This is a genomic window from Bradyrhizobium sp. JR3.5, from assembly GCF_054057015.1.
On sequence record NZ_JBSRYV010000002.1, the window covers coordinates 3,762,306 to 3,780,767 of the forward strand.

Consider the following 18,462-nt stretch of genomic DNA (forward strand, 5'->3'; position numbering starts at 1 on the left):
CCGCGGATCGCTCCGCGGCCGGTTCGTCGAAAGGTCTGGGTCAGCCGGTCAGGTCTTGCTGATGTCGACGTCCTTGGTTTCCGGCAGGAAGATCGCACCGACCGACCACCGCGGTGATCGCTGCGAAAATGATCGGGTACCAGAGGCCGGCGTAAATATCGCCGGTCGAAGCCACGATCGCGAACGCGGTCGCCGGTAACAACCCGCCGAACCAGCCGTTACCGATGTGATAGGGCAGCGACATCGAGGTGTAGCGGATCTTGGTCGGGAACAGCTCGACCAGCATCGCGGCGATCGGACCGTAGACCATGGTGACGAAGATCACCAGGATGAACAGCAAGCCGATCACGGCCGCGATCTGCGGACGGAAGATGTCGAACGGGTGCGCCATCTTGACGATCCCGGGGTCGCCGGCCTTGGGATAGCCGGCTGCCGCGATGGCGGTGGTGATCGCCGCGTTGCCGTCCTTGGCGTTGGGGTAGGAGACGTCCTTGCCGTTGACCACGACCTTCACGCCGGAGCCGGCCGCGCCATTAGTCGTCGAGTATTTGACCGACGATTGGGCGAGGAAGGCGCGGGCAGTGTCGCAGGGCGCGGTGAACACGCGGGTGCCGACCGGGTTGAACAGGTCGCCGCAGCCTGCGGGATCGGCAACCACCTCGACCTTGGTCGTTTCGATCGCCTTTTCCAGCGCGGGGTTGGCGTTGGAGGAGATCATCTTGAAGATCGGAATGAAGGTCAGCGCCGCGATCGCGCAGCCCGCCAGGATAATCGGCTTGCGTCCGATCCGGTCGGAGAGCGCACCGAATACGATGAAGAAGCCGGTGCCGAACAGCAATGACCAGGCGATCAGGAGGTTCGCGGTGTAGCCGTCGACCTTGAGGATCGATTGCAGGAAGAACAGCGCATAGAACTGGCCAGTGTACCACACCACGCCCTGACCCATGGTGCCACCGAGCAGCGCCAGGATCACGATCTTGGCGTTCCCCCAGTTGGCGAAGGCCTCCGTCAGCGGCGCCTTCGAGCTCTTGCCCTCGTCCTTCATGCGCTGGAACACCGGCGATTCGTTCAGCCGCAGCCGGATCCAGACGGAGATGCCGAGCAGCAGCACCGACACCAGAAACGGAATACGCCAGCCCCAGTCCGCGAAGTCTTTTTCGCCGGTGAGGCTACGCGTGAACAGGATCACCAGCAGGGACAGGAATAGTCCGAGCGTTGCGGTGGTCTGGATGAAGGAGGTGTAATAGCCGCGCTTGCCGTTTGGCGCGTGCTCGGCGACGTAGGTCGCCGCCCCGCCATACTCGCCGCCGAGCGCGAGGCCCTGCAGGAGGCGCAATGAGATCAGGATGATCGGCGCCACGATGCCGATGGTCTTGGCGCTGGGCAGCAGGCCGACGATGAAGGTCGACAGGCCCATGATCAGGATGGTGACGAGGAAGGTGTATTTGCGACCGACGATGTCGCCGACCCGGCCGAACACGATCGCGCCGAACGGGCGAACCAGAAAGCCCGCGGCGAAGGCCAGCAGCGCGAAGATGTCGCGGGTCGCCGGCGGATAGTCGGAGAAGAACTGCGCGCCGATGATGCTGGCCAGTGACCCGTAGAGATAGAAGTCGTACCACTCGAACACGGTGCCGAGCGACGACGCCAGGATGACGAAACGCTCATCCTTCGTCATGCCGGCGGGCCGCGCCGAAGTTGCAGTCATAGTGGACATCTGGATTGCTCCCCCCGAATTATTGCTGCCATGCTCGCCCCCGGCTGGCGGGTTGGACCCGAATGGGCCTTAGGCTTAAATCGAGGGTAACATCGCAGTGAAATCCGTCCCAATAAGACTTTTGGCTTTTGCACGCTTGAACTTATCTTTGAAGGCGTAAGTTGGATGGAAACGTCCCCCGCGCGCGTCTGTTGCGGCGCACAAGCTCGGCGGGTTAACTGCGTTGGCATCTGGTATTATCAAGGGCTTGCGTGATACTGCCGCGCGGGCGACAACCGAACGGCGCGGGCTTGCCAAAGCCCGCTTGTGGGACTGAGATGACTGCTGCTGCCAATACTCATCTTGTCATCGCCGACGACCATCCGCTGTTCCGCGATGCGTTACGCCAGGCGGTGTCGAGCGTCGTGAGTTCGGCCACGATCAGCGAGGCCGGATCGTTCGAGGACCTGACCGCGCTGTTGGAACGAGACTCCGAGGTCGACCTCATCCTGCTCGATTTGAGCATGCCTGGGATCAGCGGCTTTTCCGGCCTGATCTATCTGCGGGCGCAGTATCCGGCGATTCCAGTGGTCATCGTCTCCGCCAGTGACGATGCCGGAACCATCCGCCGCTCGCTCGATTTCGGTGCCTCCGGTTTCATCCCCAAGCGCTTCGGCGTCGAGACGCTGCGTGACGCCATCCTGAAGGTGATGGAGGGCGACGTCTGGGTTCCGCCGGACACCGATCTGTCGGCGGCCGGCGATCCCGACATGACGCGGCTGCGCGACCGCCTGGTGACGCTGACCCCGCAGCAGGTGCGGGTGCTGATGATGCTGTCCGAAGGGCTGCTCAACAAGCAGATCGCCTACGAGCTCGGCGTCTCCGAAGCGACCATCAAGGGCCCATGTCTCGGCCATCCTGCAGAAGCTCGGCGTCGAAAGCCGCACCCAGGCCGTGATCGCCGCCGCCAAGATCGCCGGCGGCCAGTGGCGCCAGGGCACGCCGTCGACGTAGTCCCCGCAACTCCATTGCTGGTTCGCGTCGCGGCATTGCGATCCGACGGGTGGAGCGGCTGCGTCCGATAGCAAGCGTCCGCCAATCCATCCAACTCCCCACTCAAGGTGCGCCTCGGTCGAAAACCGAGTATCCTGCCCGGCATCGGCCCGTGAGAGGCCGTGTGCTTTTGGGGAGAACGCCATGATGTCTGCAACTCGTGCCGCCGGATTGTCTCTGGCTGCGGCAATCCTTCTCGGTGCCGGCTTTTTCAACTGGGCTCAGGCCAAGCCCCTGATGATCGTCGGCCTGGACGAGAAGCTGTTGTGGGACGACGACGGCAAGCCGGTGCTGTCAGCGCCCGGCAAGGATCAAGTGCTGATCGTCGATCTCGCCGATCCCGAGAATCCGAAGATTGCGGCTGCACTCCCATTGAAGAACTCGGTGGTCGGCCCTCCGGTCAACGTCGCTATCGATCCGACCGGGACAGTGGCTCTGGTCGCCGATTCGGTCGACGTCGTGAAAGAGGCCGACGTCCTCAAGCAGGTGCCGGACAACAAGATCTATGTCATCGATCTCAAGGCGACCCCGCCGAAGCTGGCAGCGACCCTTACCGGGGGAAAGCAGCCGTCAGGGGTGAGTTTCAGTCCCGACGGCAAAATGGCGTTGGTCGCCAATCGCGGGGACAATTCGATCAGCGTACTTTCGGTCAACGGCACTGACGTCAAGATCACCGACACCGTATCGATGCCCGACAGTGTCGCGCATGTCGCGTTCGCGCCAGACGGCAAGCGCGCGCTGGTCGCGCGTTTTCCCGCGCACAAGATATCGGTGCTTGATATCGCCGGCGACAAGGTCACTTACGCCAAGATAGACTTGCCGACCGGCCAATGGCCTTACAACGTGGCCGTGACTCCGAACGGCCAGATCGCGTTGACCTCGGACAATGGCAATGCAGGCGCGTCGGACGGCAGCGTCGACACGACCAGCATCATCGATCTCGAAGCGAAGCCGCCGCGCATCATTGACCGCGTGGTGGTCGGCGACGGGCCGGAGGGGCTTGCCGTCAGTCCGAAGGGGGATATCGCGGTCTCGGTGATCCTGCGCGGCTCGAACATGAAGAATGCGTTCTTCTACGACAAGAACGGCAGCGTCTCAGTCCTGAAGATCGACGGCAAGAAAGTGACCAAGACGGGAGATATCGAGGTCGGCGGATTGCCTGAGGCTGCGGTCTTCACGCCCGACGGAAAATACGTCCTGGTGGGGAACTACCTCAGCCAGGACTTCTCGATCCTCAAGGTCGACGGAACGAACGTCACCGACACAGGCAAGCGCTTTCAGGTGCCGGGGCATCCGGCGTCGGCCAGAATGGGACCGAATTAAACCGACGTTCGACGCGCGCCCGGTTTGCGCGCTGCGCTCACTCCGCCGCCACCATCTGCTGGGTGCGCCATTGTCCGAGCAGGGCGCGCAGCGAGGCCGGCTTGACCGGCTTGTTCAGCACCGCGATGTTTTCCTCGCGCGCGGCCAAGCGCACCGCGGGGCTGCGGTCGGCGGTGATCAGGATCGCCGGAATGCCGTCGCCGAAGCGGCGGCGGATCTCGCGGATTGCAGCGATGCCGTTGCCGCGGTCGAGATGATAGTCGACCAGCACGCCGGTGACGCGGCCGCCGGCGGCTTCGATCGCGGTGATCGCGCCGTCGGCATCGAGCACCGCGATCACCTCGGCGTCCCACGCCGTCAGCAGCGTCTTCATGCCGTCGAGAATGGCGGGATCGTTCTCGATGCAGACGATCAGTGAGCCGCTCATCGGCGTCTTCGACAGCGGCGTGGCGCTGGTGACCGCCGCGGTATGGTTGACGGCGGTGGCGACGGGCACGGTGACCGAGAATGCCGAGCCGCCGCTCACATTGGCCGATATCGCGATGCGGTGGTCGAGCACGCGCGCCAGCCGCTCGACGATCGACAGGCCGAGACCGAGGCCGCGGGCGATCCGGGCGCCCTGCTCGAGGCGATGGAATTCCTTGAAGATCTCGCCGCGCTTCTGCACGGGAATGCCGACGCCGGTATCGAAGATGCTGATCTGCAGCGTATCGCCGCGGCGGCGGCAGCCGACCAGCACGCGGCCGCGCGGGGTATATTTGATCGCGTTGGAGATGAAGTTCTGCAACAGCCGGCGCAGCAGCGAGCGGTCGGATTCGACCGGCAGCGAGCAGGCCACGAAGCGCAGATCGAGGCCCTTGTCGCGGGCGATCGGCATGAACTCGATCTCCAGCGAGCGCATCAGATCGGCCATCCGGAAGCTCGTGATCGCCGGCGTCATGGCGCCGGCATCGAGCCTCGAGATATCGAGCAGTGCGCCCAGGATGTCCTCGATCGCCTCGAGCGAGTCGTCGATGTTCTCGACCAGGCGCGAATCCTCGCCGCCGTTCTGGCGTTCGACCAGGCTCGTGACATAGAGGCGCGCCGCATTGAGTGGTTGCAGGATGTCGTGGCTGGCCGCCGCCAGGAAACGCGTCTTGGAGGCGTTGGCGTCCTCCGCGATGCCCTTGGCGAGCGCGAGTTCCGAGTTCAGCCGCGTCAGCTCCTCGGTGCGGTCGCGGACGCGCTTTTCCAGCGTCGCATTGGCGCGCTCCAGCGCCTCCGCGGCCTCGAAGCTCGGCGTGACGTCGGAGAAGGTGATGACGAGGCCGCCACCCGGCATGCGGTTGGCGCGCACCTCGATCACCAGATGGCGATCGGTAAAGCGTTCCAGATAGGGCTCGCCCTCGGTGGTGTAGGCGCGCAGCCGCAGTTGCAGCAGGTTGTCGCTGTCACCGGCCGGCGGCGGACTGATCGCGCCCATGAATTCGAGGATCTCGGGCAAGGGTATGCCGAGCTGCACCAGATGCGGCGGCAGCGCGAGCCAATTCGGAGAACTGGCGATTGGAGCAGATCAGCTGCAAATCGGCGTCGAACACCGCGATGCCCTGGCGCACGTGATTGAGCGCGGTCTGCAGGATCTCGCGGTTGAAATGCAGCGCGGCGTGCGAGTCGTCGAGCAGCTTCAGCGCGGCCTTCGCCGACACCGTCCGCCGCTGCAGCAGCAGCGACATCACGAGGCGCGAGGACGCCGCGCCGATCGAGGACGCGATCAGGCGCTCGGCGTGCTGCAGCAGCTCGAAATCGGCCGGTGCCGAGGCCAGCAGCACGACGTTGCGGTCGACGGCGAACGAGGCGAACGCCTCGCGGGTGCGGTCGGGGCCGAGATATTGCGTCACCGTGCTCTCGATGTCCTGCACCGTCACCGTGGTGCGCCAGCGCCGGAAGCTCGGCGCGATCGGGGCCAGCGCGTTGGGCACGAACACGTCGGCCTGCAACAGCTCGATCGCGGACGGCGCGCGCGCCAGCGAGAACACGACGTAAGTGAGGATGTTGAGCGCAAGGCTCCACAGCACGCCGTGCAGCAGCGGCGGCAAATCGGCGCCGAACAGCGCCTGCGGCCGCAGTGCCTCGATCCCGAACGGCCCATGCTGCAGCAGCATCAGGCCGGTGGTCGAGTTTTCCAGGAAGCTCGGGATGAACAGCGTGTAGAGCCACATCGCGAAGCCGACCAGCATGCCCGCCATGGCGCCGCGTGCGGTGGCGCGGCGCCAGAACAGGCCGCCGAAAAACGCCGGCGCGAGCTGGGTGATCGCGGCAAAGGACAGCAGGCCGATCGCGACCAGCTGGGTGTTGCCGAGCGCGCGATAGTAGAAATACGCCATCACCATGATGGCGAAGATCGAGAAGCGGCGCGCCTTCAGCAGGAAGTCGCCAAAGTCCTTCTGGCCGGCGCGGGCGTCGTCGCTGCGCGGCAGCACCAGCGGCAGCACGATGTCGTTGGAGACCATGATCGACAGCGCGACGCATTCGACGATCACCATCGCGGTCCCCGCCGACAGCCCGCCGACGAAGACCGCGAGGCTCAGCAGCTGCGAATTGCCCTCGATCGGCAGCGCCAGCACGAACATGTCGGCATCGACCGCGCCGAACGGGAAGATGACGAGGCCCGCGATCGCGATCGGAATCACGAAGATATTGATGGCGACGAGGTAGAGCGGGAACAGCCAGCGTGCCCGGCTGACTTCGGCGCCAGTCGAATTCTCGACCACGCTGACATGGAACTGGCGCGGCAGCAGCATGATCGCGCAGAACGACAGCAGCGTCATGATCAGGAAGTTGCCGATCGAGGGCACATATTCGATCGCGCGCACCGCTTCCGGCGTCTTCAGGGCGCGCTCGTAGAGCTCGACCGGGGAGAACATCCAGAAGGTGACGAAGGCGCCGGCGGCGATGAAGGCGACCAGCTTGACGATGGATTCGGCGGCGATCGCCAGGATCAGGCCGTGCTGGTGCTCGGTCGCGTCGGTGTGGCGGGTGCCGAACAGCACCGCGAACACCGCCATCGCCAGCGTCACCATCAGCGCGATGTCGCCGATGATCGGGATTTTCGAGAACGCCTGATCCTCGCTCAGGATGGTTTCCAGCGATGAGGCCATCGCCTTGAGCTGCAGCGCGATGTAGGGCACCGAGCCGATGATCGCGATCAGCGCCACGGTGGCTGCTACCGCCTGGCTCTTGCCGTAGCGCGCGGCGATGAAGTCGGCGATCGAGGTGATGTTCTGCGACTTCGCGAGCGCGATGACGCGACGGAGCAGCGGGGTGCACAGCCCGATCATCACGATCGGGCCGACATAGATCGCCAGGAAGTCGACGCTGGTGCGGGTGGCGAAGCCGACCGAGCCGAAGAAGGTCCAGGAGGTGCAGTAGATCGCCAGCGACAGCGGATAGATCCACTGGCTGGCACGGCCGCGCCCACCCGCCGACCTGCGGTCGCCGCGGCTGGCAATGAAGAACAACAATCCGATGTAGGCGAACGCCGTGGCGATGACGCCCCAGTCGTGCAGCATCGCTGCTCACCTCCTGTCCCGGCCGCAGGAATGGCCGGGTGCCAGGATTATAACGCAAAGGACCGGCCGTGCGATGCACGGCCGGCCCAAATTCGAGGGTAGGAAAGGATAGGGTTACTCGGCGGCCAGCGACTTCTGGTGCAGGGGCAGGCCGAGCCGGTCCCAGACCTGGAGCAGGGCCTCGGCCAGCGCGTCGATCAGGCCGTCGTCATGGTAGGGCGAGGGCGTGATGCGCAGCCGCTCGCTGCCCTTGGCGACCGTCGGATAGTTGATCGGCTGGATGTAGATGCCGTGGTCCTCCAGCAGCAGGTCGGAGGCGCGCTTGCATTTCTCGGGATCGCCGACGAACAGCGGCACGATATGGGTGTCGCTCGACATCACAGGCAGCCCGGCGGCGGTCAGGATCGCCTTGGTGCGGGCGGCGCGGTCCTGGTGGCGCTCGCGCTCCCAGTTCGAGGTCTTCAGATGGCGGATCGCAGCGGTGGCGGCCGAGCAGATCGCCGGCGGCAGCGCGGTGGTGAAGATGAAGCCCGGCGCGTAGGAACGCACCGCATCGATGATCTCGGCGCGGCCCGCGATATAGCCGCCGAGGCAGCCGAACGCTTTCGCAAGCGTCCCTTCGAGCACGTCGATCCTGTGCATCACGCCGTCGCGCTCGGCAATGCCGCCGCCGCGAGGGCCGTACATGCCGACCGCATGCACCTCGTCGACATAGGTCATGGCGCCGTACTTCTCGGCGAGATCGCAGATCCTGGCGAGCGGTGCGACGTCGCCGTCCATCGAGTAAAGGCTCTCGCAGACGATCAGCTTCGGCCGGTCGGGGCCGGCGGCGATCAAAAGCTCTTCGAGGTGCGCGACGTCGTTGTGGCGGAAGATCTGGCGCTCGCAGCCGGCCTGGCGCACGCCCTCGATCATCGAATTGTGGTTCAGCGCGTCCGACAGGATCAGGCAGTTCGGAATCAGCCTGGCGAGCGTCGAGATGCCGGTCTGGTTCGAGACATAGCCCGAGGTGAACAGCAGCGAGGCTTCCTTGCCGTGGAGATCGGCGAGCTCCGCTTCGAGCTGCACCAGCGGATGATGGGTGCCCGCGATGTTGCGGGTGCCGCCGGCGCCGGTGCCGACGCGGGTAGCGGTCTCGACCATGGCTCCGACCACCTTGGGGTGCTGGCCCATGCCGAGATAGTCGTTGGAGCACCAGATCACGACGTTGCGGCTGCCCTTCGGCGAATGCCAGGTCGCGTGCGGGAAGCGTCCCGCGATCCGCTCGAGGTCGGCGAACACCCGATAGCGCCGCTCGTCATGCAGGCGGTTGAGGGCGGTTTGGAAGAACTGGCTGTAATTCATCGGCGAACCCAGAAAGCGGAACCTGACCGGAAAAGCTGCCTCTTCTTAGAGCTTTTCCAGCTCTCATGTCCATGCATTGGCCCACATCCGGGCATGCGCGACAGTTGGGCAAATTGCCCTAGCGGCCGTCTATCCGGCTTGATTTCGGTCAAATTGCCCGGGGCATTACGGGCCCGGCCGGTCTCAGGTCGTCTTGAAGCGCAGCATGCCGTCGTCGTGCATTTCGGCTGTCAGGCGGCCCTCGACCAGCATGTAATTGACATGGGCGACCAGCTCGCCGGCGGCGAAGCCCATCTGGTGCTCGTCCAGCACGTGCTTGTGGAACACCACCGGGACCAGTTCCTTGGAGGTCTGCGACACCTCGCGGCAGGCCTCGGCGATCAGCCGGCAGCGCTCCTCATGGTGATCGGCGAGCTGCTTGATCCGGGTCTTCAGCCCGTAGAACGGCACGCCGTGGCCGGGCAGCACCATCACGTCATAGGGCAGGGTGGTGGTCAGGCTGGCCAGCGAGGCCAGATATTCGCCGAGCGAGTTCTGCTCCGGCTCGACCGCCCAGACGCTGACATTGGGCGAGATCTTGCTCAGCACCTGGTCGGCGGACAGGAACAGCTTGTCGGCCGCGCAATACAGCATCACCTGGTCGAGCGCGTGTCCGCCGCCGGTGATCACCTTGAAGCGCCGCGTGCCGATCACGACCTCGTCGCCATGGGTGAGGCGGTGGTAGGACGGCGGCAGCACCGACACGCGCTTCAGGTAGTCCTGGCCGCGGCCGAGCAGCTTCTCGGTCAGGTCCTCATCCATGCCGTGGCGGCGGAAGAACAGCCGCTGCGCGTTGCGCCGTTCCTCGGTGCCGCGGTTCTGGTGATAGACCGATTGCAGGTATTCGACCTGCGACATGAACAGCGGGCAGTCGAAGCGCTCGGTGATCCAGCCGGCGAGACCGACATGGTCGGGATGCGAATGCGTCACGATCAGCCGCCTGACCTTGACGTGCTTCAGCGGGCCCTCGAACAGCGTGGTCCAGGCCGCGATCGATTCCTCATTGCCGAAGCCGGCATCCACCATGGTCCAGCCGTCGCCGTCGGCGAGCAGATAGATGTTCACATGGTTGAGGCGGAACGGCAGCTTCAGCCGCGCCCACAGCACGCCGGGAGCCACCTCGACGACCTGGTCGTGGCCGGGATGGTTCTCCCAGGGGTATCGCAATGCCTCCGCCGAAGAGGGAAGGCTGTCGGTCTTCGTATGCATGCTACCGACTTAGCGGGACCCGGGCCGCCGCGCCAGCCGAAAAATCAGATAGTCGTCCGGAGAATGGGTGGAATTGCACCCGAATTCCGTAGCCCGGATCAAGCCGGGCTACGGATCGCACAGAGGCGTTGCTAAGCGGCGCGGATGTTCGACAGGAAGCCGTCGATCTCGGAGCGCAGCACGTCGGCCTCGCGGCGCAGCGCGTCCGAGGCGCTGAGTACTTCGCCGGCCGCGGCGCCGGCCTCGGCCGAGGCGGTCGAGACGCCGACGATGTTGCTCGACACCTCGCTGGTGCCGCCGGCGGCATGCTGGATGTTGCGGGCGATCTCGCGGGTCGCCGCGCCCTGCTCCTCGACCGCGGCGGCGATCGCGGTTGTGACGTCGTTGATCTCGCCGATCGTGCTCGAGATGTTGCGGATCGCGGTGACCGCCGTCGTCGTCACCTCCTGCATGCTGACGATCTGCTGGCGGATCTCCTCGGTCGCTTTCGCGGTCTGGCTCGCCAGGTTCTTCACCTCGGAGGCGACGACGGCAAAGCCGCGCCCAGCCTCGCCGGCGCGCGCCGCCTCGATGGTGGCGTTGAGCGCGAGCAGATTTGTCTGCGAGGCGATGGTCTGGATCAGGTCGACCACGACGCTGATGCGTGCGGCATTGTCGGCAAGCCCCTGCATGGTGGTGTCGGTGGCGCTGGCTTCCTCGACCGCCTTGCGGGCGATCTCCGCCGAGGTGACGACCTGGCGGCCGATCTCGGAGATCGACGACGACAGCTCCTCGGTGCCGGCCGAGACCGTCTGCACGTTGACCGAGGTCTCCTCGGCGGCCGAGGCCACCGCGTTGACCAGTGCGCTCGACTGGTCGGCGGTCGCCGACATGCTCTGCGCGGTCGACTGCATCGAGTTCGCCGCGGTCTGCAGGCTCCCGAGCGCGTTGCGGACCGTCGATTCGAACGTCGTGATCTGCGTCTCCATGCGCGAGGCGCGCTCCGCCTTGGCGGAGCGGTCCTTGTTCTGGTTCTCGGTGAGCTCGCGGCTCTCGATCATGCTCTCGCGGAACACCTGCAGCGCGTCGGCCATCACGGCGATCTCGTCGCGCTGGCGGCTCTGCGGGATCTCGGTGTCGAGGTCGCCATCGGACAACAACTGCATCGAGCGCTGCAGGCCGCGGATGCGGCGCAGGATGTTGCGCCCGACATAGAGCCAGACGAACAGGAACGAGCCGACCAAGGTCAGCGCCCCGAGGCCGATCATGACGGTGGTCGCGAGCGAGATCTGCTGCCGCGCCTGGAATGTCGAGGCGTCGGTCTCCTTCTGGACCGCATCGACCAGCTGCTGGACGCTGATGCCGAGCCCGACATTGAGCTTGCGGGTCTCCTCCAGGATGGTCTGGCCGTAATCGATCGAGTCGAGCTCCTTCTGGCGGACCTTGAACACGCCGGTCTTGCCTTCGCCGAGCACGAGCAGCTTTTGTGCGGTGTCGCGCACGGCGACGATTGCCGGATTGTTCGGCAGATCGTCGAGGTTCGACTTGATGCGTTCGCGGCCCTTCTTGAACTCCGCCTCGATCGCATCGAGCGTCTCGCTGGAATTGGCCGACAGCGCCGCGGTCATGTCGGCGGCCATCAGATTGCCGATGGACAGCACGTTGCTGATCTGCCCGACGGTGCGGGCCGCTTCGGTGGCGTCGTCGGCGGAAACCTCGGCCGAGGCGAGGATGGCGTTGAGCCGGGTCTGCGCGTCGAGCATTGCGGGACCGGCTGCGGAGGCGAAGGCGCCTTGCGCCTTGCGCAGCGCGTTGTACTGCTTGTCGCGCAGCGCGCCGACCTCGAGCCGCTCGCGCGCCGCCGAGATCAGGCTCTTGGTCGCCTCGTCGGTGTTCTTGACGTTTTCCTGCAGCGCGCTGACGACGGATTTGTCGGCGCCGAGCTCGATGATCTCGCCAAGCTTGGCGTTGGTCTGCTGCGCGACCTCCTGCACTTTCTTGGTGCGCTCGTTCAGCGCATCCTCGCTCTGCACGGCGAGCAGGCCGGGACCCTGGGCTGCGAGCGAGGCGCTCTGCGCGGATAGCTGCAGGCTCGCGGCAAGCCGTGGAATGTCGCGGCCGGAGAGATCGCTCATGGTGCCGCCGAGCCGATGCAGCACGATGCCGGCGCCTGCGCTGATCACCAGCGCCATGCCCGCGATCACGGCGAACGCCGCGAACAGGCTGCCCCTGACGCCCATCTGCGGCAGGCGGATGCGCTTGAGATTGAGTTTGCCGAGCTTGAACCGAAACGCCATTGCCCCCGTATCCCCCGTCACCACTACTCTTGGATGTTTCCCCGGCGCGGGAGTATCGGTGCGGCGGGTTAACAAAATCGGGAAAATTGCGACGATCTGCCGGATTTTTCGGGGCTTCCGCGCACCGGCTTGGTTCGCTGTGCGGAATCGGTGCGCGCGATCGGACGCAAAAAGGCCGGCGTCAGCCGGCCTTTCCACTCTTGGTTGTGGTGATCGGCAGCTTCAGTAGCGGCCGTAGGCGGGGCCGCCGAGGTTGCCGAGGTTGAAGCGGTAGTTGAGGCCCGCCTTCACGGTGTGCTCGTCATTGTGGAAGCTGCCGGCCGGCACCAGCGCGGCCGGCGCGGTGAAGCGGCTGTCGCCGAAGTCGTAGTACTGGTACTCGACCTTGGCCGACCAGTTCGGCGCGAACATGTATTCGGCGCCGCCGCCGATGGTCCAGCCGTTGCTGTGGTTGTCGGTGAGCGCAAAGCCGACCGGCGCGCCGCCGAGCGTCACCGTCTCGTTGTTGTCGGAATAGGCGTAGCCGCCCTTCACGTAGATCATGCCCGGGCCCCAGGTGTAGCCGACACGACCGGTGATCGAGCCGATGCCGCGCTGGTTGTTGTTGTAGGCGTAGCCGCCCGGGAAGATCGCGTTGAGCTGGTGGCCGCCGAGCCAGGAATACTGGCCTTCGACGCCGATCACCCACATCGGCGACAGCTGCCAGTCGTAGCCGGCCTGCACGCCGCCCATGAAGCGGGCATCGGAATTGGTCAGCGCGAGGCCGTTGAAGGCGTTGTTGCTGCCCGAGAACACGCCGCCGAGATGGCCGCCGAGATAGAAGCCGGTCCAGTTGTAGAGCGGCGCGGCGTAAACAGGCGCGGGCGCCTTCTGGTAATAGCCGCGGTTGAAGTCGGCGGCGTGAGCGGTCGCGCCAAAGGCAGCGAGGGCGGCCGCTGCGGCTGCGGTTGCGAGCAGGAACGTCTTCATAAGGCAGTCTCCGGACAAGTCATGAGGCGCAGCGTGAGTGGCGCCATCCATGCCCGAGGGGTTAGACCGCATTTGAATAAAATTTCTCACCGAAAGACGGCTTGGAGCGTTAAGTCGCACCCTTTGCAGCGAAACGATTTTTGTTGTGCCTAACGAACGCTTAAAGCGGAGTGACGGAAGGCTTAACGCGCCGCGCACGGCGCGCGTCTCCCGTTAACCAAGCCGCATCGGCTCATCGGGACGCTGCTCAATCGAGCCGCCTGCGCACGTCGTCGCGGATCTGCTCGCGGAACGCTTCGCGGCGCGCGGCGCGTTCCTTGACCGGAACGTCGTGGCGATCGAACACGTCGAACTTCTCCAGGATTGGATAGTGCTCGCTCGCCATCGCCAGCACGCGCAGCAGCACCGCGACCTTCGGGGTCGGACCGGTGACTTCCCATTTGCGGAGCTTTTCGGCGCCGCCGGCCGCCGGCAACCCGCACAGCTTCGCCATGTCCGCCGCCGTCAGCTTGCGGCCGAGTGCCTCGCCGAGATGGTCGCGCAATTTTCTTAGTTCTGGGCCGGTCACTCTTGGGTCCGCTCCGCGGTGGCAAATGTGAAGTGAGTCACATGACGTGCTCGAGGCGAGGTCTATACGCCGAGCATGCGACTTCTAGAGCCTTTTCCATTCCGATTGAATCGGAACGGGGCTCTGGATTCTTGTTTTGACGCGTTTTCTTCACGCGAACCGGTACCCACTTCGCTCGAAACGCTTCTCGAAGGAAACCACCATGCACGGCATCATCGAAAGCCTGAGCCCCGAACACGCACAGATCGATTGGAAATGGGTCGGCAGTGTGTTCGCGGTCTACGTCGCGCTGACGATCGGCGGCGTCGGCCTGCTGCTCGCGCATTGATTCGCGGAAAGGGCAGGCGAGGGCGAATGGCCACAGCGGTGGCGCGGTCGCATCGTCGCGCAGGCCGGCCACGGCTGCGGGAACCAGATCGTTGCTTTTCTTTGCGTTCCCCGAGAGCCGGAAGCGATATCCTGCCGGCGCCTGGGTCCGGCGCCGACAGGATGGATTCAGGCCGTCAGCGGGAGGCGAGAGCGCCGGCCAGCCGGGCTGACTTGCCGGTCGGCTTCGGCGGCGACCGCGTTGCCACCACAGGTCCGGATGGGGTCGCATTCGTCGGCCAGGCATCGGGGAACGGCGGAGCAAAATGGTGCGCCTTCAGGGCCGCGATGTCCCAGGAGTTCAGGCAGGTTTTCCCGCCATAATCCGTCGAATTGTAGAAGGCGTGAAACCCGATACCGAGAGCCGAGGCGAACCGGTCCCCCTTGGTCGCGCCGTCCACATAGGCCCTCAGCTTCGCGCAGAACTTCGGCAGGTTGCCCGACCAGGGAGAATCGACCGCATTCTGGGCATTGTTGAACTGGTTCTGAAGCTCGCCGTACCGGTCGGAAAAAGCGCCATCGACCCCCGACCAGCCGTTCAGGCCATCAATATCCAACCCGCTCCCATGGACGATCTTGTCGATCGAGATCACGGTGGTTCGGCCGCTCCTGTAGCTGATGTTGCTGGCGGTTGATCTGATCTCGTACTGCTTGGGATCGGGCGATTTGGTTTCGGCAAACGACTCCATGATCGAGTTCACGCCGCTATTGAGCGTGGCGATGGCGTTGCTGTTTTTCTGCAGATAGGAGACGACAGGGACGACCGTCGCTCCAATACCCCCGGTGCCCGTGGCCAGCGACCCCAGTGCGACGGCACTTGCGCCGACTGACGTAATGCCGCTCACAAACTTCGTCGGGTCATTGAATCGAATGGTGTCCGACTGCTTGTACTCGAAGTGCATCCTTATTTTGGTGTTGGCCGGAACGTCGGTGATGATGGTGCCTTCGCAGTTCTGAATTTGGGTGTCGCCGAAGTTGGCCTTCGCGATGATCGGCACTTTGACCTGCTTGGTCTCGTTGCTCTTGGCGTTCGGGAAGGTCACTACGGCCGCCAGGGCCACAGACTTGTCGTGAATATTGAATCCATCCTGGAATATGTTGCCGGTTCGCTTCGCCCCGACCCAACTGGACGCCACATTGTTCAGGCTCTGCGGATCGTCGCAGAGATTGCGGACCTTGAGATCGTACTGGAAGACGTCCTTGGGGCCGTCGAAGGGTCTTATGACCGGCGGCGAGCCGGATGCACGCTCGACATCTCCCAAGTCAAAGCCAAATGCGGACGACGATGCCAACAGCGCAACGGCCGCCGGCAGCAAAATTTTGATGCGCACGTGATATCTCCCAATTCAATGTGGTGCTGTGGAGCTTTGAAAATTCGACAAGTAACAGTAGCTCCATAGAAGTATGGCTCTGGCCGAAAATCAACCAAAAGTAGATTAGGCGATCAGGGGAACGTCAGGACTTGGTCCGGCCTGTGACGAGATCGGCAGATGAAGCAGCCCGCGCGTGAGGGGCCAGGGGCCGGACGGTCAGGGTCACCGGAGCAGTCGCGGGCACTCGACGGTCGTCACCTCTGACGCTTCGCGCGCGCCGGGGATCTTCCAGATTGGCGGGGATGGCTGGTGCTTGGTTCAGTTGCTCTGCGACGAAGATCCTGGTGCTGCCAGACAGGATTGAACTGTCGACCTCTCCATTACCAATGGAGTGCTCTACCACTGAGCTACGGCAGCATGCCCGGGAAAAATTGAATCGGCCCGATGGGCCCGTCCAAGCGGGCGGTTCTTGCCACAGGCCTCCCCTTCGCGCAAGCGAAACAGCGCCCCGGCTGCCGATGAAATCGGCAGAAACTGACATTCTTCGCCGGTGATTCTGCCCAATCCGGCCGATTCCGGTCCGATTGGGTTCCGATCGTGCCGGGAAGCCGGATTTCGCCCAGCCGCCGAATCATGCCGCCTGGCGCAACTGGCCGACCGGGCAGGGTGCGCGGGGGGCGGCCATTGGCTATGGTCGGCCTCGCGCAGGACGTCGGCGGTTTGAGAGTTTCGGGAATGACAGGCGATCAAGGCAAGGGCGGCGGGCAGGCCGGAGCCCGCGTGAAGGATTCACGACAGGATCGTCTCAAGCTGGCGCTGCGCGAAAATCTGAAGCGGCGGAAATCGCAGGCGCGCGGTCGCGAGGATGGGGCCTCTTCCGAACCGGCCCGTGGCTCACTAGATGGCGGCTCGCTAGATGACGCCGATGGAAACGAGTCGGGCCGCTAAGCCGGCTCGTGTGTGTGTTGCAAAGAGAAGCGGGTTGCCGAGATGGCTATGGATGAGACGACGATCGATCGGTTGAACGCGACCGCCACCGCCTTTCCGCGCCATGAGCAGACCTTTCCGACCCTGACGGCGCACGAGATCGAGCGGATGCGCCGCTTCGGCGAGCCGCGCGCGTACAAGGACGGTGAGGCGCTGTTCGAGACGGGCAAGCCGGGGCCCGGCATGTTCGTGGTGCTGTCGGGCAGCGTGTCGATCTCGCAGCGCGATGGCCTCGGCCGTGTCACGCCGATCATCGACCAGGGGCCGGGGCAATTCCTTGCCGAGATCGGCCAGCTCTCAGGCCGCGCCGCGCTGGTCGACGGCCATGCCGAGGGCCCCGTCGAGACGCTCTTGCTGCCGCCCGAGCGGCTGCGCGCGCTGCTGGTCGCCGAGGCTGATCTCGGCGAGCGCATCATGCGCGCGCTGATCCTGCGCCGCGTCAGCCTGATCCAGGGCGGCGCCGGCGGGCCGGTGCTGATCGGCTCCGCATCGGTCGGCAACATGGCGCCGCTGCAAAATTTCCTGGCGCGCAACGGCCAGCCGCACCACGTCCTCGATCCCGAGACCGACAAGGATGCGGCCGACCTCGTCGCGCGCTATTCGCCGACACGCGCCGAACTGCCGCTGGTGGTCTGTCCGAACGGCACGGTGCTGCGCAATCCGTCCGAGACCGCGCTTGCGATGGCGCTCGGCATGATCGGCAACAGCGCACATGAAAAGCTCTACGATGTCGCCGTGGTCGGCAGCGGCCCGGCCGGGCTCTCCACCGCGGTCTACGCGGCCTCCGAGGGCCTGTCGGTCGCGGTGTTCGATTCCCGCGCCTTCGGCGGCCAGGCCGGCGCCAGCATGCGGATCGAGAATTATCTGGGATTCCCGACCGGCATCACCGGCCAGGCGTTGGCCGGGCGCGCCTTCAACCAAGCGCAGAAATTCGGTGCCGAGATGCTGATCCCGGTCTCGATCAAATCGCTCGACTGCTCGAAGGCGTCGGGCGCGTTCACGCTCGCCACCGGCTGCGGGCACACGCTGCGCGCCAAGTCGGTGGTGGTCGCGAGCGGCGCGCGCTATCGCCGGCCGGCGATCGACAATCTCGAGAGCTATGAGGGCCGCGGTGTCTGGTACTGGGCCTCGCCGATCGAGGCGAAGCTCTGCGCGCAGCAGGACGTCGTGCTGGTCGGCGGCGGCAACTCCGCAGGCCAGGCGGCGGTGTTCCTGTCGGCGCATGCGCGCCGGGTCAACATGATGATCCGCGGCGGCGGGCTCGGGGCAAGCATGTCGCGCTATTTGATCGAGCGCATCGAGGCGACGCCGAACATCGAACTGATGTTCAACACCGAGGTGATCGGGCTCGAAGGCGCGGAGACGTTGGAACGCGTGCGCTGGCGCAGCCGGCTCGGGCCCGACGAGTTCACCATGGATATCCGCAATCTCTTTTTGTTCGTCGGCGCCGATCCGGCGACCGGCTGGCTCGAGGGCTGCGGCGTGCAGGTCGATCGCGGCGGCTTCGTGGTGACCGGCGTGCAGAACGGCGACGGCGCGCCCGCCGTGCCGCTGCTCGAGACCACGGTGCCCGGCGTGTTCGCCGTCGGCGACGTCCGCTCCGGTTCGGTCAAGCGCGTCGGCGGCGCGATCGGCGAGGGCGCGCAGGTCGTCGCCGCCCTGCACGGCTATCTCGCCGATGACGGCAGCCCGTCGCTGTAGCCGCCGCAATGGGCGATCGATGCGGCGAGCACGAGCTATCCCGTCATCCTGAGGTGCGAGCTGAGCGAGC

Annotated in this window: 10 protein-coding genes, 1 tRNA gene and 3 pseudogenes; 5 read left to right on the top strand and 9 right to left on the bottom strand. The window is 65.1% G+C overall.

Going from position 1 to position 18,462, the window contains the following annotated elements; genetic code table 11:
- Positions 1-48: 48 nt before the first annotated feature.
- Positions 49-1,678, bottom strand: a pseudogene (locus ACVWW1_RS34845) (MFS transporter).
- A gap of 356 nt (positions 1,679-2,034) precedes the next feature.
- Here ACVWW1_RS34845 and ACVWW1_RS34850 point away from each other — a divergent pair.
- Positions 2,035-2,710: pseudogene (locus ACVWW1_RS34850) on the top strand (response regulator).
- A 183-nt stretch (positions 2,711-2,893) separates the two neighbouring features.
- Positions 2,894-4,072, top strand: a complete 1,179-nt coding sequence (locus tag ACVWW1_RS34855; protein ID WP_456658998.1) for a beta-propeller fold lactonase family protein — start codon at positions 2,894-2,896, stop codon at positions 4,070-4,072.
- 37 nt (positions 4,073-4,109) lie between these two features.
- Here ACVWW1_RS34855 and ACVWW1_RS34860 read toward each other — a convergent pair.
- The 6 genes and pseudogenes from ACVWW1_RS34860 to ACVWW1_RS34885 all read right to left on the bottom strand — a co-directional run bounded on the left by ACVWW1_RS34860 (position 4,110) and on the right by ACVWW1_RS34885 (position 14,025).
- A pseudogene (locus tag ACVWW1_RS34860) lies at positions 4,110-7,620 on the bottom strand (PAS domain-containing hybrid sensor histidine kinase/response regulator).
- Between the two features lie 114 nt (positions 7,621-7,734).
- Positions 7,735-8,964, bottom strand: coding sequence for a 5-aminolevulinate synthase (gene hemA, locus ACVWW1_RS34865; protein ID WP_456658999.1), 1,230 nt, complete (start codon positions 8,962-8,964; stop codon positions 7,735-7,737).
- A 183-nt stretch (positions 8,965-9,147) separates the two neighbouring features.
- Positions 9,148-10,212 carry an MBL fold metallo-hydrolase gene (locus ACVWW1_RS34870; RefSeq protein WP_456659000.1) on the bottom strand — a complete coding sequence of 355 codons (1,065 nt, stop codon included), beginning with the start codon at positions 10,210-10,212 and terminating at the stop codon, positions 9,148-9,150.
- Positions 10,213-10,343: 131 nt separating this feature from the next.
- A complete protein-coding gene (locus ACVWW1_RS34875) occupies positions 10,344-12,488 on the bottom strand; it encodes a methyl-accepting chemotaxis protein (protein ID WP_456659001.1) in 2,145 nt (714 codons plus the stop codon).
- Positions 12,489-12,710: 222 nt separating this feature from the next.
- Complete coding sequence (locus tag ACVWW1_RS34880; RefSeq protein ID WP_456659002.1) at positions 12,711-13,457, bottom strand: outer membrane protein; 747 nt, start codon at positions 13,455-13,457, stop codon at positions 12,711-12,713.
- 247 nt (positions 13,458-13,704) lie between these two features.
- A complete protein-coding gene (locus ACVWW1_RS34885) occupies positions 13,705-14,025 on the bottom strand; it encodes a hypothetical protein (RefSeq protein ID WP_456659003.1) in 321 nt (106 codons plus the stop codon).
- A gap of 202 nt (positions 14,026-14,227) precedes the next feature.
- On the opposite strand from ACVWW1_RS34885, the gene ACVWW1_RS34890 reads away from it, so the two are divergent.
- Entirely contained in the window at positions 14,228-14,353 is a 126-nt protein-coding gene (locus ACVWW1_RS34890) for a hypothetical protein (protein ID WP_456659004.1), read from the top strand.
- A gap of 175 nt (positions 14,354-14,528) precedes the next feature.
- Here the strand turns inward: ACVWW1_RS34890 and ACVWW1_RS34895 are convergent, their stop codons facing one another.
- Positions 14,529-15,722, bottom strand: coding sequence for a hypothetical protein (locus ACVWW1_RS34895; protein WP_456659005.1), 1,194 nt, complete (start codon positions 15,720-15,722; stop codon positions 14,529-14,531).
- Positions 15,723-16,046: 324 nt separating this feature from the next.
- A tRNA-Thr gene (locus ACVWW1_RS34900) sits at positions 16,047-16,121 on the bottom strand.
- A 273-nt stretch (positions 16,122-16,394) separates the two neighbouring features.
- Between ACVWW1_RS34900 and ACVWW1_RS34905 the strand changes: the two genes are divergently transcribed.
- Both ACVWW1_RS34905 and ACVWW1_RS34910 read left to right on the top strand, forming a co-directional pair.
- A complete protein-coding gene (locus ACVWW1_RS34905; RefSeq protein ID WP_456660748.1) occupies positions 16,395-16,652 on the top strand; it encodes a hypothetical protein in 258 nt (85 codons plus the stop codon).
- A gap of 42 nt (positions 16,653-16,694) precedes the next feature.
- Positions 16,695-18,392, top strand: coding sequence for an FAD-dependent oxidoreductase (locus tag ACVWW1_RS34910; protein ID WP_456659006.1), 1,698 nt, complete (start codon positions 16,695-16,697; stop codon positions 18,390-18,392).
- Positions 18,393-18,462: the final 70 nt, after the last annotated feature.